Origin of the sequence: Algibacter pacificus (assembly GCF_008033385.1) — a bacterium.
Lineage (GTDB): Bacteria > Bacteroidota > Bacteroidia > Flavobacteriales > Flavobacteriaceae > Algibacter > Algibacter pacificus.
Genome location: NZ_VOGY01000002.1, coordinates 120,722 through 137,124, shown reverse-complemented (window position 1 = coordinate 137,124; position 16,403 = coordinate 120,722). Strand labels below are relative to the sequence as shown.

Sequence of the window (16,403 nt, the reverse complement as noted above, 5' to 3'; positions counted from 1 at the left end):
AAAACATTATGAAACTTATAAATAAAATTAAATACATACTACTAATTTGTGTAGCTATTCAATGCGTCTCTTGTTCTAAAGATTTTTTAGAAGAAACAACCTATGGCGAAGTAGACCCCTCGGAAATTTTAAAACCTGAAAATATAGAACGTGCTATTATTTCGGCTTATAGCGTGCTTAATGGTCAGTTTGACAATGCTAGTAATGCTTATAATTCACCAGATTCTAACTGGAGTTTTGGCGATGTCGTATCCGATGATTGCTATAAAGGTGGCGGTGGTACAGGTGACCAAAATAACATTCACCAAATGGAAATTTATGCCACAAATCCAACTATTATTGATGTAGAACGCAAGTGGTCTGCCTTATACGAAGGGGTTAAAAGATCCAATGAAGCCATACGTTTACTAAACGCTTCGGAAGATTTTGATGCCACATTAAAAACGAAACGGTTAGCTGAACTTTCTTTTTTAAGAGGTCATTATTATTTTGAATTAAAAAAAATATATAATAGAATTCCTTATATAGATGAAACGGCAGAAACCGTTGCAGATTATGCGAGATCGAATACAGAATTCACCTCTGATGAATTATGGGATAAAATTGAAGCTAATTTCCAAAACGCTTATAATGGCCTACCAAATACCCAAGAAGAACTAGGAAGACCAACCAAAATAGCTGCAAAAGCTTATTTAGCTAAATGCTATTTATTTCAAGGCCAATGGAACAATGTTATTGAAGCGACTTCCGAGGTTATGTCTAGTAATTATGACTTAATGGACGATTTTGAACAAATATTTCTTCCTGAAAACGACAATAACAAAGAAATTATATTTGCCGTTCAACATTCCATAAACGATGGACAACCGAATAATTATAACGGAAGCATTGGAGATCGATTAACCGCACCTGGTGGTCCATTTTATCCTCAATATGGATTTCACAGACCCTCACAAAATTTAATTAATGCCTTTAAAACATCAGACGCGGGATTGCCTTTAAATGAAAACATTGACGTAAAGATTAATGATTTTGTAGATCCAAGACTAGATATTACTGTGGGCCGCCCCAATATTCCTTACAAAGATTTAGGGATAATATATGAAGAAAATTGGGCACGAGATTTAGCCACCTACGGTCCTTATGGCCCTAAAAAACGTATTGTTTCGGCTAATTCCTCCTTTTATGTTAGTACTTGGCCTTATGTAAATGCTCTTAATTACTATATTATTAGATATGCAGAAGTTATTTTATGGAAAGCTGAAGCAGAAATGGAGTTAGGCAATCTAGAAGCAGCCAGAACCTTGGTAAATAAAATTCGTCAACGTGCTATAAACTCTAAACCTGTAAAAAGTTTAGATGGTACATCGGATGCCGCCAATTATAAAATTTCTACTTATAACCAAACTTGGACAGACCCTGAAGCAGCAAGGGCAGCTGTATATTTAGAAACCCGCCTAGAATTGGCCATGGAAGGTCATCGATTTTTCAATTTAGTGCGTTGGGGCATTGCCAAAGAAGTGATAGACAATTATTTGTTGATTGAAAAAACAAAAAGAAGTCATTTAACAAATGCCGTTTTCACTGAAGGCAAAAATGAATATTGGCCTATACCACAACGCTATATTGATGGTGTACCCGAAAACACCGTAACACAAAATAATTATTAATAATAAATCAAGGAAGCTCGAAAGAGCTTCCTTGATTATATATATACACAATGAAAAACCTCTATTTACTTGTGTTTGCTATCGGTTTTATAAACACAATTACCGCTCAAAACACAACAAACTTTAACCCGCACTTTAAAGCTTCTATATCGAGTTCTAAAGTTCAAGATAAAAATTTTTATCTTTTTACGGCTATTCAAAATACTCCTAGCTTGGTATCTTTTTTAGAAGAAAATGAAAAACTTGAACATATTTTCAAAAATAAAAAAGAAAGTATAACGGCTAATTTAAAACATAAAAATCTTGAAATAAAACCGTTAATCGAAGCCTATAAATTTTCAGACAAAGACATTAAAACTGTTTCGTCCATACTTAGTAAAGCTGCGAATTCTAATAAAGCATTAAAAGAATTAATTAGCAAAAACTTACGCCCTTCTGGAAATTATGAAAATTTTAAATCTTTAGAAAACGCAGAATATATTACCGCCACATGGGAACTTTGCGCCAAAGCAATCAATCAAGCTCTCTCGGTGTATGGCCTCGGCGAAAAAGGCCGTTATCATACTATAGACTCGGTATCCTATAATGTAAACGAAAAAGATTATAAAGGCGCTATATTTATGTGGAGCGATATGCTTATGCATAAAAAAGAAGCTCCAACACAGCTGTTTTTTCAACCTTCATTAGATTATACATTAGCCCTATTATACATGAATCATCGCGATGAAGCTGCAAGATACGAACCGCTAATTACCAGAGAAAATAAAAAAACCATTGCGGCTATAACTCAAATTAATTTTGATGATTATCTCTATTCAAACATTTTAATTTTAGGTAACGGCCCAGAAAACAATAAAGATGTTTTAACCGCCCTAGGTAAATTAAATCTACAATTAGGAGTTATTGAGTTTCAAAAAAAGAACGCGCCTATTATTATTGTTTCTGGAGGCCATGCACACCCATTTAGAGCTCCTTTTGCTGAAGCTATAGAAATGAAAAAAGAATTAATAAATCGATACCATATTCCAGAAAACAGAATACTGATAGATCCACATGCTCGACATACCACAACCAACCTGCGCAATGCTGTAAGACTTATAGTTAATAGCGATATGCCTTTCGATAAATTAGGACTTGTTGTAACAAACAACGGACATAGCGATTATGTTGGAGATGATCGTTTTATTAATCGTTGCAAAAAGGAACTAGGCTATATTCCTGCATTCATTTTAAAAAGAACAAATTCTACTACTGTAGAATACCAACCCAGAATAGAATCGCTTCACCAAAATCCACTAGACCCTTTAGATCCATAAACCACTTATTATGAAACAAAACTTTATTCTATTTTTAATGTGTTTAATTAGCATTAAACTTTGTAAAGCTCAAGCAAACCAAGATAAAAATCCTACAGCACTTGTTAATGTTTTTTTAGGAACCTCTGGAGATCACGGCCAAATGTCGCCCTCGGCATCTTCTCCTTTTAACATGATGAGTATGGGGCCACAAACCACACCACATATTCATGCTGGTTACGAATATTACGCAAAAGAATTTATAGGTTTTACTACCACCCGAATTGAAGGTGTTGGCTGTGGTGGTAGCGGCGGAAATATATTAATTTCACCCTATTTAAGTCATGAAAACAAAACAATGCTTTTAAAAGAAAAAGAACAGGCAAAACCCGGCTTTTATTCGGTAGCTTTTAAAAACGGAATTAAAGCCCAAATGAGTGTTAAACATAATTTCGGAATACAAAGTTACAGTTTCCCTGAAACACAAAGTGGTTTAAAAATAGATTTATCCTTTGCTTTTAACAACCAGTTTGTAGCCGAAGAACACACTATACTTGAAAACCTGATTACCGGTTGGATAGACACTAAAACAACATGCGGTAGTGGTGTATACAGAATTTACTATGCTTTAAAGCTAGAAAACATAAAATCTTTACAACAAACGGCAGACCATATTATTAAGGCAGAACGAAAAACCCTAAATGCTGATATACAAGTTCGTTTAGGTTTTTCTTCAGTAAATACTCAATATGCTAAAGAAAAATTAGAATCTATTTCTATTGAAACTTTAAAAACAGAAACAGAAACAGAATGGTCTTCTCTTTTAAATACCATAAAAGTTACAGGCGAAGCAGACAGAACAGCCTTATTTTATTCGCTTTTGTACCGTGGTTTACAAGCACCATATTTAATTTCTGAAAAGGACGGCACTTACGCCGCAATAGACGGATCTATCCAAAAATCAAACCATAACATATATAATGGTTGGGCCATTTGGGATAATTACCGAGAACAACTTCCTATGTTATCTTTATTTTATTCAAATGAGTTTTCCAATATCACAAAATCTATTGCAAACCTATACAAATATGGTAAAAATAACTGGGGCACAATGCACGAGCCTTCTCCAACGGTAAGAACAGAACATGCCGCGGTAGTGTTATTAGATGCCTACAACAAAGGGTATACATTCAATTTAAAATCTATAAAAGAGGCTTTACTTGCCGAAGCCGATAAGCTTGTTTATCGTTCACCAGATAAAGCCCTCGAATCATCGTATGACCATTGGGCCATAAGCGGGTTAATGCAGGCTATTGGCGATTCTGTTTTAAGTAAACAACACAAAAACAAAGCTTTAAACTACAAAACCTATTGGAAAAAAGATTTCGCCAATCTTGCTAAAAATGATGTCGATGTTATGCAAGCCAGAGGGTTATACCAAGGCACCATATTGCAATATCGTTGGTTTGTTCCTTTTGATGTAAAGGGGCTAAAAGAATTAACTGGAGGCGAAATTGCTTTTACTAACCAGTTAGATTATTTTTTTAACAGCAACAGTTATAATCATGCCAATCAACCAGATTTACAGGTGCCCGGTATGTACAATGCTTCTAAACAACCATGGAAGTCTCAAAAATTATATAGAAACATCATGTTAGATACCGTGGTACAAAACTATTTTAATAACAACAGTAAAGGTGTCGATCCATTTATAGGAAAAATATACAATAATAAACCTAGAGCTTATTTACGCACTATGGATGACGACTCGGGTACCATGTCTTCCTGGTTCGTTATGCGTAGTTTAGGGATTTCTCCTGCCAATGTGGGATCTCCAATTTATTACTTAACAGCTCCAATTTTTAAATCGGTTTCCATTAATTTTCCAAACCATAAAATTCTAAATATTAATGTGAAAAATTACCATAAAGATCATTTTTACGTTAAATCTGTCATATTAAATGGAAAGAAAATAAACCGAAATTGGCTCACTCACAAAGAACTTATAAACGGTGGATCTTTAGAAATAGAAACGGCAGCTAAACCAAATGTAGAATGGGGAGTTAAAGCGCCATGGATTTCCGCGTTGGATTAATCTATTTTTAAACCCCAAAAATTTGCACCAAAACCTAACTTTCTGGTAAATATTTTGAGCTATAAACTCCAAGTTTATAGCTCATTTTTTTATTAAAAATCAATGTCAGACCAATTATTTTTTTCATTAGCCCATGGAAATCTTTCAGCACAAATTAATAGCACTTGATAAACTCAAATAAAAATTTAATTAATACCATCTCGCTTCGCCCATTTAGATGCCACGCTGCTAATAATTAATAACTGCAACGCATGAAACAACACAAGCGGTAACAATATAATTCCAATAGAAGTCATATTTCCAAACAATATTTTAGAAAAAACAGTACCATGAACTAACGACTTTTTTGTACCACAAAATTGCGCTGTAATTTGATCTTCTTTATTAAATTTCATTTTTTCTCCTATAAAACCCGTCAATAAAAAAGTCACAACAAAAAGTACAAAAACACCAGCAAAAAGCAAAAGCAAATCTAAAAAGGAAACAGAACTAAACATACCACTATCAAAAGACTCCGAAAAACTCTTATAAATAATCAGCAAAATTATAGATTTATCAAACAAAGTCAGCTTGCTACTGTGCTTGTGTACAAATGCCCCTAAAAAACGTTGCAGCAAAAGCCCCAAAATAACGGGTAAAATTATTTGAACAATCAGTTTTAAATATATGGCTGTAAAATCGAAATCTGTTTGGGCATCATTCACAAATAAACCCATCCAAAGCGGCGTAATAGCAATACCAATAATACCAGAAATACTAGCGTTAAAAATAGCCGCAGGAATATTGCCTTTGGCTATAGACACCATCACAACAGACGAAGATACCGTAGATGGTAAAGCCGCTAAAAAAAAGAAGGCCAACCAAATGGTTTCCTGGGCCTCATTTTGAATAAACGGACGCAACAGTAAAACCAACAACGGAAACATTAAAAACGTAGAAGCCTGAACCAAAAGATGCAACTTCCAGTTTTTTAAACCTGCTTTTAACTGCGTAGGATTCAATTTAAGACCATAAAAAAAGAATATAAGCGAAATCCCTATCGCACTAATAGTATCGATAGGAATTTTGCTGCTTGCAATGCCCCATTCCGGAAAAAAATAAGCTATTATAATAACGCATATAATAGATAATACAAATTTATCAATGGTTACTTTCATTTATATGGTCTTTACTGCTAAGCTAAATCAAACCGCTTTTTAAAGCACAAATGTACTCAAATCTATATCGTTAATAGCCCCATGACTAGCATGCGCAACCACGCCCCCATTTTTAATAACCAAAAGCTGTGGCGATTGGTGCATCACTTGAAATTTATACCCTACCTCGTTAGAAACCTCACGAAAATTAAGCAAATCTAAATAATATAAATCCGCCTCTTTCTCTGTAAAATCGTAAGCACTTACAAACTGCTTCATCACCATACTACTAATGCCGCAGCGCGTAGAATGTTTAAATATAATTTGAGTTTTACTACTCGACTTTTCCTTAATTAAATCCAATTGTTGTACAGCATTCAAAGGAATCCAAGGCAATACTTTTTCCTCCTTTGCCTCTCCCGAAGCACCAAAAATTTTATTAAATAATCCCATTTCTTTTTTCCAATCTATTATTTGGGCGTTACCACAAGGGTCGGGCTTTCGCTACTCGCTCCCTCCTACCGTCGGGGAGCTCAAACAGGCCGCTCAATCCCTAACGCACATATCCGCCAAATTCGTGTTAAACCCGAAACTTTTTCAGGTATTGGTTTCAAATTTAAGTACTTTTATTACACTTAAAAATATAACTTATCACAAATAAGTCGACCTCTACATCAAAACCTTACAAACCGACAAAAAGTCACGAATAAACATCGCTAAACCGTCATTTTGTCCTATAAAACAACATGGTAGGGATTTTGAAATAGCCTATTCAAAAATAGAACATTAATAGAATTTTCAGTATAACGGAAACTAAAAAAACACAATAAGATGAACCTAAACAATTATACTATTAAATCGCAAGAGGCCATTCAACAAGCGCAGCAAATTGCGCAAGGTTTAGGCCAACAACAAATAGAAAACGAACATATTTTTAAAGGCATTTTTGAAGTAGACGAAAACGTACTTCCATTTATCCTAAAAAAATTAAACATCAATATTTCAATACTAAAAATAGCTTTAGATAAACAAATTGAAAGCTTTCCAAAAGTATCAGGGAGCGAACTTATGTTGTCTCGCGAAGCCGGAAAAACCTTAAACGAAGCTTCTATATTAGCAAAAAAACTAAAAGACGACTACGTTTCTATCGAGCACCTTATCCTAGCTGTTTTTAAATCGAACAGTAAAATAGCACAAATGCTAAAAGATCAAGGGGTTAGTGAAAAAGGCTTAAAAGCCGCTATTGAAGAATTACGTCAAGGCGAAAACGTGACTTCGCAAAGTCAGGAAGACACCTATAATTCTTTAAACAAATACGCTAAAAACCTAAACCAATTAGCCAAAGACGGTAAATTAGATCCTGTAATTGGTCGTGATGAAGAAATTCGTAGAATTCTACAAATTTTATCGCGTCGTACCAAAAACAACCCCATTTTAATTGGTGAACCCGGAACTGGTAAAACCGCCATTGCCGAAGGTTTAGCACACCGTATTGTAGATGGCGATATTCCGGAAAACCTAAAAAACAAACAAATTTTCGCACTAGACATGGGTGCACTTATCGCTGGCGCAAAATATAAAGGCGAATTTGAAGAACGACTTAAAGCCGTTATTAAAGAAGTAACCACCAGTGATGGCGATATTGTACTGTTTATAGATGAAATCCACACCTTAGTTGGTGCTGGTGGCGGACAAGGCGCTATGGATGCTGCAAACATATTAAAACCAGCTTTAGCTCGTGGTGAGTTGCGCGCTATTGGTGCCACTACTTTAGACGAGTATCAAAAATACTTCGAAAAAGATAAAGCACTCGAACGTCGTTTTCAAAAAGTACAAGTTAACGAACCCGATACCGAAAGCACCATTTCAATACTTCGTGGTATTAAAGAAAAGTATGAAACACACCACAAAGTACGTATTAAAGACGAAGCTATTATTGGTGCCGTAGAACTTTCAACACGATACATTACCAATCGTTTTCTACCAGATAAAGCCATCGATTTAATGGACGAGGCCGCTTCTAAACTTCGCATGGAAATCAACTCTAAACCCGAAGAACTCGATGTTTTAGATCGTAAAATCATGCAACTGGAAATTGAAATTGAAGCTATTAAACGCGAAAACGATGAAGTAAAATTGAAATCTTTACGTTCCGATTTAGCTAATATTAAAGAAAATAGAAACGAACTTAACGCTAAATGGAAAAGTGAAAAAGAAGTTGTTGATAATGTCCAAAACACCAAACAAGCTATTGAAAACTTCAAAATAGAAGCCGAAAAAGCAGAGCGCGAAGGCGATTATGGTAAAGTAGCTGAATTACGTTACGGAAAAATAAAAGAAGCCCAAGAACAACTTGAAGCCTTCCAAAAACAATTGGACGAAAAATCGGAAACTTCACTAATTAAAGAAGAAGTAACTTATGATGATGTTGCTGAAGTGGTTGCAAAATGGACCGGAATTCCAGTAACTAAAATGCTACAAAGCGAACGCGAAAAACTATTACGTCTCGAAAATGAATTACATAAACGTGTGGTTGGCCAAGAAGAAGCTATTGAAGCCGTTAGTGATGCCGTGCGCCGTAGTCGTGCTGGATTACAAAACCCGCAAAAACCCATTGGAACCTTCTTGTTTTTAGGAACAACTGGTGTTGGTAAAACGGAATTAGCTAAAGCTTTAGCCGAGTATTTATTTGATGATGAAAACGCTTTAACCCGAATAGACATGAGCGAATACCAAGAACGTCATGCGGTAAGCCGTTTGGTTGGAGCGCCTCCGGGATACGTTGGTTATGATGAAGGTGGACAATTAACTGAAGCTGTAAGACGTAAACCGTATTCTGTAGTCCTTTTAGACGAAATTGAAAAAGCACACCCAGATACCTTTAATATTTTGCTACAAGTTTTAGATGAAGGCCACTTAACTGATAACAAAGGAAGAACAGCCGACTTTAAAAACACGATCATTATTATGACGTCCAACATGGGTAGCCATATTATTCAAGAGCGTTTTGAAGCTACAAAAGACATCGATTCTGCTATTGAAGCCGCAAAAGTAGACGTATTAGCTTTACTGAAACAAACCGTGCGTCCTGAGTTTTTAAACCGTATTGACGATACCGTAATGTTTACGCCTTTAAGCAAGGAAAATATTGTATCTATTGTTGGTTTACAAATAAAAAATATCACTAAAATGATAGCACAACAAGGGATTACCTTTGATGCAACACCAGAAGCGGTTACTTATTTGGCAGACAAAGGTTATAACCCAGAATACGGCGCAAGACCTGTAAAACGTGTGATACAAAAAGAAGTTCTAAATGCTTTGAGTAAAGAAATTCTAGCAGGAACCGTAACAACAGATAGTATTATTTTACTAGATGCTTTTAATGACGAATTAGTTTTTAGAAATGAAGGAGAACTTGTAAACGAGAAATTCTAAACCTAAAAAAATCTAGCAACAAAAAAGCAACACAAAACGCCTTTAGCGCATTGTGTTGCTTTTTTATTACACCGATATCATAGATTTCAACTGAAAAAACACAGACTGGCCTGTAAATTTTTGAGACAACACATTAATCGAGGCCTCACTTAGTTGCAACACCCTTGGATACCCCCCAGTGGTTTGACAATCACGCATTAAAACAATAAGCTTACCAGAAGGTGTTAACTGGACAGTTCCCGGAATAACAGGCCCTGTAATTATAGGTTTTAAATCATTTTGAATAGTTTCAACCAACTGATACCCCATTCTATTACTGTTATTTGAAATAGTAAATAAAGCTGAAAACAACTCGTCCCGTTGATTTATAGAAAGGTATTCAAATTCCGGTCCTTCAAAAACTTCTAATACGTTTGAGGTTATGTACGCACCATTAAACCGAATCTTAGCATGCTTCCCTTCATTTAAACGATTAGTCGGTTCTATTTTAATAATATCATTTTTAACCACCTTGTTTGCTTTTGTAATGTTTGGATACATACTTTTACTCCCCATAACTGTTTCGGTCTTAAAACCACCTGAAACGGCCAAATAACACCTAAAACCACTTAGCAGTTTCCCAAAACGAAGCACATCACCCATTTCAACCCGAACAACATGATTGTTTTCAATTAGAATACCATTGAGCATAGGTGACATATGCGCCCCAGAAATAGCAATACAAGTTGGCGTTTTAAACTCAAGTTGTGCTCCCATCATAGTCATTTCTAAAACCGCTTCACCTTCATTATTTCCAACCAAAGCATTTGCAAAACTAGCCGCTTTACGATCCATAACTCCAGAATACGGCACTCCAAACTGCTGCACCCCAATGCGCCCTAAATCTTGAATAGTAGAATAAAATCCCGCTTTTAAAACCTTAATCATCTATCGCTTCGTTTTTTATATGATAAACACCTGCATCTGCTAAAATTTTAATATCTCCATGTGCTTTTAGCGAAATTGGATAAAACTGAATTTGATCGCCTGCTTTAGCAAAACATGGCATTTCTTTTGAAACATCAAAAAAGTTAATGGGCGAATTTCCAATAATATTCCAACCACCAGGACTCGCATTTGGATACACGCCGGTTTGATGTCCTCCAATAGCTACCGCACCTTTTTCAACCTCTAATCTTGGCGTTTGTTTTCGAGGTGTAATTAGCAATTTATCCATGCCTCCTAAATATAAAAACCCTGGTAAAAAACCGATAAAATAAACCGTGTATATTTGTTGAGAATGCCGTGAAATAATCTCCTTTTTAGTCATGTTTTTTTCAGAAGAAATAGCGTCTAAATCCAAGGCAAAACAATCATCATAACACACAGGAATTTTCCAAATCCTGCCTTTTCTCGGAATAGTCGTTTTTTGGGAAACATAGATTTTATCTATAACAGCAATTTCATCAATAAAATTAATTTCTAAAAAACCATAATTAACTAATAATGAATTATATGAAGAACTTACATAAACTAATTCTTTAGTATAAAAATTTTCTAATTTCTCCTTTAAAAGCAAGACATCTTTTAATATATCTTGACTGATTTTCGCCGGCCATTCCACTAAAACAGCATGCAAACCCATAGATTTATATCGTAATTTAAACCCCATTAAAACTAACTGATTTGAATATTATGAAGTTCTAATTTTTCTTTTAAACCCTGAATCAAATTTACCACATTTGGATGATCACCATGAAGACAAAACGTGCTGGCTAAAATATCAATTTCTGCCCCTTGAATCGTCTTTACTTTTTGTTTCGAAATCATTCTAAATACATGATTAAATACGGCATCACTTTCATGGATTAAAGCCTGCTTTTCTTGTCGTGAAACCAATGTTAAATCGTTATTATAATTCCGATCTGCAAAAGCCTCATAAGTCACCTTAATTTGATTTTGAAGCGCCAAATCCGCCAGCACAGAACCGTACGGCACATATAGTTTAACCCGTAACATTAAACATTTTAACACCTCAATAACCACGTTCGCTGTCTTTCTATCCGTAGCCGCCAAATTATAAAGTGCGCCATGCAATTTTACATGATGCAGCCCTGCGTGTTCCTGCTCTAAAACTCCAATTAAATCTTTAATTTGATGCTTTATAGACTCAAACAAAGCCACACAAGAGATATCTAAAACCGTGCGACCGAAATTTTCTTTATCTGGAAAGGATGGATGCGCACCAATTTTAACCTGATGTATTTTCGCTAACCGAACAACAGTTCGCATAGTATCAACATTACCTGCATGCCCGCCACAAGCAATATTGCACGAAGATATGTAAGGCAACAGCAAAGCCTCGTTGCCAATCCCCTCGCCCACATCTACATTAATGTCTACTGTTTTAATTTCCATCAAGGCAAGTTAGCGAATTTGAATTAATTCTTAAAAGGAATTTAAAGCATAAATAGCGAACGAACCTAACCAATGCCCTCCCTCGTAACTATCACTAAAAATACTAGGTAAAGAATAATTTAAATGCTGTATAGCAACCGGCCTAAGATGCGCGTATTCTGGCAAACCTTCTGCAATTTTATTTAAACTCCAAGCTCTAGAAAAATTTAAACCATCTAAATGCACCAAATGCCCATCGGTTCTATCAGATACTTTTCCGGTTTCTAAGCTAAAGTCTTTGTTTTTAAACTGTGGCAAAAAGGCTTCTAACCACGGTTTAAATGTTTCAGTAGGCAATAATCGTTTCATTAAAGCGGCTTCTTCTAAACAAGGTGATAAGAAATCGGATCCGCCAGGCTCCCAAGACATCGGGCAATTTTCATCGTTTAAAAAGAAATATTTAGCACGTGTTTCAATGGCAGATTTAAATGTTTCATGATTCACAGCCACTGCATAATCGTAAGCAAACGACATTCCAAAAGCGGTATTACTATGTGTTCCAACACGGGTTGGATAGTTTAATTTTGGAAGGTATTCTATATATTTTTTAACAATCAAATCGGTTAATGGTTGCAGGTTTTCTTCTAACACCTTAGCCGTTTCATCATCCCAAGTATGTAACTCTTCAGCTAACTTCAACAACCAAGCCCAGCCGTAAGTCCGCTCGAAAGATGCGTTATGCCGTCCTAAAAAATACGCGACTTCACCTTCAATATTCACTTTAGATAAGTTTTGCAACAATCTATTTTTTAATTCTTTATAATTATTAATCTCAGGATTATTTTTAAGCAAACTCACTAAACTCCAATGACCATGTACAGCCGAATGCCAATCGAAACAACCATAAAACGCAGGATGCAAAGTTGCTGGATTTTTCAAATCCTCATCACCACCCAAGGTCTGTGACAACTTATTTGGATACTCCGTATTTATACAATGTAGAGGCAATGCCGCTAATTTATTAGCCTGCTCTAAATCGAGTTTTGGAATTTGCAAAACAGCCGTTTTAACCATAGTATCAACCTGCTTTATGTCTTGCTTATTTTCAGGTTGCTTACACCCTACTAACACGATTAAAAACAGTAAAGTAAACAATTTCATCATAGCTATATTTTTTTAGTATCAAAAGAACAGAAAACCTATTACCTCGGTAAAAATCTATCGAAAGATTGCCAATACTTATCTTTATAAATATCGAAACTAACCTTTAATTTATCGGCATATTTTGTTTGAATATAATACAACACTTTGGACGGCTTTCTAAAATCTGAACAAGCGAAATAAATTTCCCGAACGTTCTCTGCTGTTTGTCTGCCAATATTCAAATAGCCTTTAGAGGCTTTTAATTCCTGTAAAATTTCATTTTCAATAATCGTCAATAACGTATAAGTTTCCTCATCCGGCATACCATTATTACTTATGCCTTTATATTCCATTTCAAGAACCACTACCCAAGGATGCGACGCTTTACTGTCCCACTGTAACAAATCGGTATTTACAACAGCTAAAAGCGGCAAACCCGATTCTGTAGTCGCCTCAAAGGCCGAATAACTATCATTTTCAGTAGAATGACGCAAACGGTCATATTTTTCAATAAATTCTTTCTCACGCCAAATTAAAAAATCTTTTAATTTTTCAATTGGAACTAAAGGTTTTTTAGCTTGATTAGTATTAATAACATTTAAACTATCTATAATAGAAACCGAATTAAGCTCACCTAAGGCATTATCTAAAAAAAGATACACCCCATTAGTGATATCCACCACATTATCTTTATTTAAATCTGGATGTGTTATTGTAATATCAATTTCATCAGGGAAATCGACCAAATTGTTAGAATAAAAACGAAGTGTATCTTTACTAAATTTATAGTCGGCTATTTCTATTCCCTTATTTTCGAAACCAGATTCAGGCTTTAAAGCCGTAATTCTCCAACCTTTAATTTGGGGCGCTGCTTTTACTAAATCTTCAATAAAAACAATATTTTTCAAATCGCCATCGGCCGTTAAAATAAGCTCGGCTGTAGCCTCGTCATACATACCAGCTAAAAACCAATATTCCGTTTTTAAAGCATCTAACTTTTTTGATAATTCACTAAAAAATAAAGCACTAACATCCCCACCTTCTTTAATAACTTTAAAGAATAACTTCTCGTTTTTTACGAACCAATTCCAGAAATCGGCATTAGATTGTATCGGAATTTCTTTTTTAAAAAGCCTTTTGAAAAAACTCATACGCCACCAACAAAGTGATTCTATATTAGGAAAAATTAATTTTGAAAACCCTAAATAGAACTATTCTACCCGCTCTATTTTAGCACCAATGGCACGTAAACGTTCGTCTATATTTTCGTATCCTCTATCTATTTGCTCAATATTCTGAATGGTTGATGTGCCTTTTGCAGAAAGTGCAGCAATAAGCAATGATACACCCGCACGAATATCTGGCGATGTCATGGTTGTTGCTTTTAAGGTGGATTTAAAATCGTGACCAATAACGGTTGCTCTGTGCGGATCACAAAGAATAATTTTGGCTCCCATATCAATCAATTTATCGACGAAAAACAAACGACTTTCGAACATTTTTTGATGGACTAAAACACTACCTCTAGCTTGTGTAGCCACCACTAGAATAATGCTTAATAAATCTGGAGTAAAACCAGGCCATGGTGCATCGGAAATGGTTAAAATAGATCCATCGATATAACTTTGAATTTCATAACCATTAACATGTGCCGGGATATGAATATCATCGCCTTGTTTTTCTACAGTAATTCCTAATTTTCTAAACACATTTGGTATTAGCCCCAAATCGTTCCAACTCACGTTAGTAATAGTTAATTCACTTTTAGTCATCGCGGCAAGACCAATCCAGCTCCCTATTTCAATCATATCTGGAAGCATACGATGTTCTGTTCCACCTAAAGTTTCAACCCCTTCAATAATTAACATATTAGAACCCACACCGCTAATTTTAGCGCCCATTCTATTCAGCATTTTACACAACTGTTGCAAATAAGGTTCGCAAGCGGCGTTATAAATAGTTGTTGTGCCTCGTGCTAAAACCGCTGCCATAACAATGTTTGCGGTTCCGGTAACCGAAGCTTCTTCGAGCAACATATAAGTTCCCGTTAAATATTGGGCTTCAACACCATAAAACTGGTCTTCTTTACTGTATCTAAATTTAGCGCCTAAATTAATTAAACCTTCAAAATGAGTATCTAATCGACGACGACCAATTTTATCGCCACCTGGTTTTGGAATATATCCTTTACCAAAACGCGCTAATAAAGGTCCTACTATCATGATAGACCCACGCAAACCGCGACCATCTATTTTAAAAGCATCAGATTCTAAATATTCTAAATCGAGAGCATCAGCTTGAAATGTATAACTTCCTTTGCCAATATTTTCAACCTTTACTCCAAGTTTTTTCAACAAATTTATCAGCTTGTTAACATCTATAATATCAGGAATATTATTAATGGTTACCAATTCTGGAGTCAGTAGAACGGCACATAAAATTTGTAAAGCTTCGTTTTTTGCTCCTTGAGGCTGGATACTTCCTTTTAATTGATGCCCACCTTCAATTTTAAATGTTCCCATGCGTAAAAATTAGTAACGTTTTCTTTGGCGGTTGTTTGAATTATTCTTCTTAGCCCCACCTTTTTTATTATTGTTTGCAAATTTAGATTTAGTACGCAACAAACTACTAGAATCTGTTAAATCTTCTTTAGAATTTCTAAGATCTATTTTCCCTTTCGACAATTCGTACAAATGTCCATAAATAACAGCGTCTTCCACGGTGTCTTTATTCCAATTTAAAAAACACTTTTTCATATGATTAGCGATTGTGTGGAGCAAAGCTTCTTTTAAGTCGCCTTCTTCCCAAGTATTTGCTACATCTATCATGGTTTTAATATTGTTTCCGTAGAAACGATATTTTGGAAAATTTTGAGGATATTTTAATGGTTCTGGACGCTCTTCGTAAATTTCTTTCGTAGGAATTTCGTAAGGAGAATCGGCATCTAATTCAAAATTAGACATTATAAAAAGCTGATCCCAAAGTTTATGTTTAAAATCGGGAACATCGCGCAAATGCGGTTGCATATTCCCCATTACAGCAATAATACCGTTCGCTAATTTATTTCGTTCTTCTTTTGTTTCTCTAGTTTTAGCGTAATTAATCATTTTCTGCATATGTCTTCCGTACTCTGGAATGATTAAATGCTCACGCTCTGTGTTGTATTCTAAATCGTTTGTCAAAATAATGGTGTAGAATTAATGTTTTTTTGCATGTAGTTGTTATGCATGCCGCAAAATACAAAAAATTT

Annotated in this window: 13 protein-coding genes; 4 read left to right on the top strand and 9 right to left on the bottom strand. The window is 35.2% G+C overall.

The window, feature by feature from the left end; genetic code table 11:
* Positions 1-8 precede the first annotated feature (8 nt).
* The 3 genes from FQU21_RS03680 to FQU21_RS03670 are packed head-to-tail and all read left to right on the top strand — an operon-like array spanning position 9 to position 5,060.
* Positions 9-1,670: a RagB/SusD family nutrient uptake outer membrane protein gene (locus tag FQU21_RS03680; protein WP_147676681.1), complete on the top strand. Its 1,662-nt coding sequence runs from the start codon at positions 9-11 to the stop codon at positions 1,668-1,670.
* Between the two features lie 50 nt (positions 1,671-1,720).
* Positions 1,721-2,986 carry a YdcF family protein gene (locus FQU21_RS03675; RefSeq protein WP_147676680.1) on the top strand — a complete coding sequence of 422 codons (1,266 nt, stop codon included), beginning with the start codon at positions 1,721-1,723 and terminating at the stop codon, positions 2,984-2,986.
* 10 nt (positions 2,987-2,996) lie between these two features.
* A complete protein-coding gene (locus tag FQU21_RS03670) occupies positions 2,997-5,060 on the top strand; it encodes a glycoside hydrolase domain-containing protein (RefSeq protein WP_147676679.1) in 2,064 nt (687 codons plus the stop codon).
* A 185-nt stretch (positions 5,061-5,245) separates the two neighbouring features.
* On the opposite strand, the gene FQU21_RS03665 is transcribed toward FQU21_RS03670, so the two are convergent.
* Both FQU21_RS03665 and ytxJ read right to left on the bottom strand, forming a co-directional pair.
* Positions 5,246-6,217 carry a bile acid:sodium symporter family protein gene (locus tag FQU21_RS03665; RefSeq protein WP_147676678.1) on the bottom strand — a complete coding sequence of 324 codons (972 nt, stop codon included), beginning with the start codon at positions 6,215-6,217 and terminating at the stop codon, positions 5,246-5,248.
* A gap of 39 nt (positions 6,218-6,256) precedes the next feature.
* On the bottom strand, positions 6,257-6,649 hold the full coding sequence (gene ytxJ, locus FQU21_RS03660) for a bacillithiol system redox-active protein YtxJ (protein WP_147676677.1): 393 nt from the start codon (positions 6,647-6,649) through the stop codon (positions 6,257-6,259).
* A 378-nt stretch (positions 6,650-7,027) separates the two neighbouring features.
* Between ytxJ and clpB the strand changes: the two genes are divergently transcribed.
* A complete protein-coding gene (clpB, locus tag FQU21_RS03655; RefSeq protein WP_147676676.1) occupies positions 7,028-9,634 on the top strand; it encodes an ATP-dependent chaperone ClpB in 2,607 nt (868 codons plus the stop codon).
* A gap of 66 nt (positions 9,635-9,700) precedes the next feature.
* Here clpB and FQU21_RS03650 read toward each other — a convergent pair whose 3' ends face one another.
* The 7 genes from FQU21_RS03650 to FQU21_RS03620 are packed head-to-tail and all read right to left on the bottom strand — an operon-like array spanning position 9,701 to position 16,335.
* Complete coding sequence (locus tag FQU21_RS03650; protein ID WP_147676675.1) at positions 9,701-10,561, bottom strand: 5-oxoprolinase subunit C family protein; 861 nt, start codon at positions 10,559-10,561, stop codon at positions 9,701-9,703.
* Positions 10,554-11,285: a 5-oxoprolinase subunit PxpB gene (gene pxpB, locus FQU21_RS03645; RefSeq protein WP_147676674.1), complete on the bottom strand. Its 732-nt coding sequence runs from the start codon at positions 11,283-11,285 to the stop codon at positions 10,554-10,556. Before pxpB ends, FQU21_RS03650 begins: the two co-directional genes overlap by 8 nt.
* 5 nt (positions 11,286-11,290) lie before the next feature.
* On the bottom strand, positions 11,291-12,031 hold the full coding sequence (gene pxpA / locus FQU21_RS03640; protein WP_147676673.1) for a 5-oxoprolinase subunit PxpA: 741 nt from the start codon (positions 12,029-12,031) through the stop codon (positions 11,291-11,293).
* A 30-nt stretch (positions 12,032-12,061) separates the two neighbouring features.
* Complete coding sequence (locus tag FQU21_RS03635) at positions 12,062-13,174, bottom strand: DUF2891 domain-containing protein (RefSeq protein ID WP_147676672.1); 1,113 nt, start codon at positions 13,172-13,174, stop codon at positions 12,062-12,064.
* A 38-nt stretch (positions 13,175-13,212) separates the two neighbouring features.
* Complete coding sequence (locus FQU21_RS03630) at positions 13,213-14,304, bottom strand: DUF695 domain-containing protein (protein WP_147676671.1); 1,092 nt, start codon at positions 14,302-14,304, stop codon at positions 13,213-13,215.
* Between the two features lie 60 nt (positions 14,305-14,364).
* Positions 14,365-15,675 carry a UDP-N-acetylglucosamine 1-carboxyvinyltransferase gene (gene murA, locus FQU21_RS03625; protein WP_147676670.1) on the bottom strand — a complete coding sequence of 437 codons (1,311 nt, stop codon included), beginning with the start codon at positions 15,673-15,675 and terminating at the stop codon, positions 14,365-14,367.
* A gap of 9 nt (positions 15,676-15,684) precedes the next feature.
* Positions 15,685-16,335: a DUF4290 domain-containing protein gene (locus FQU21_RS03620; RefSeq protein ID WP_147676669.1), complete on the bottom strand. Its 651-nt coding sequence runs from the start codon at positions 16,333-16,335 to the stop codon at positions 15,685-15,687.
* Positions 16,336-16,403 lie beyond the last annotated feature (68 nt).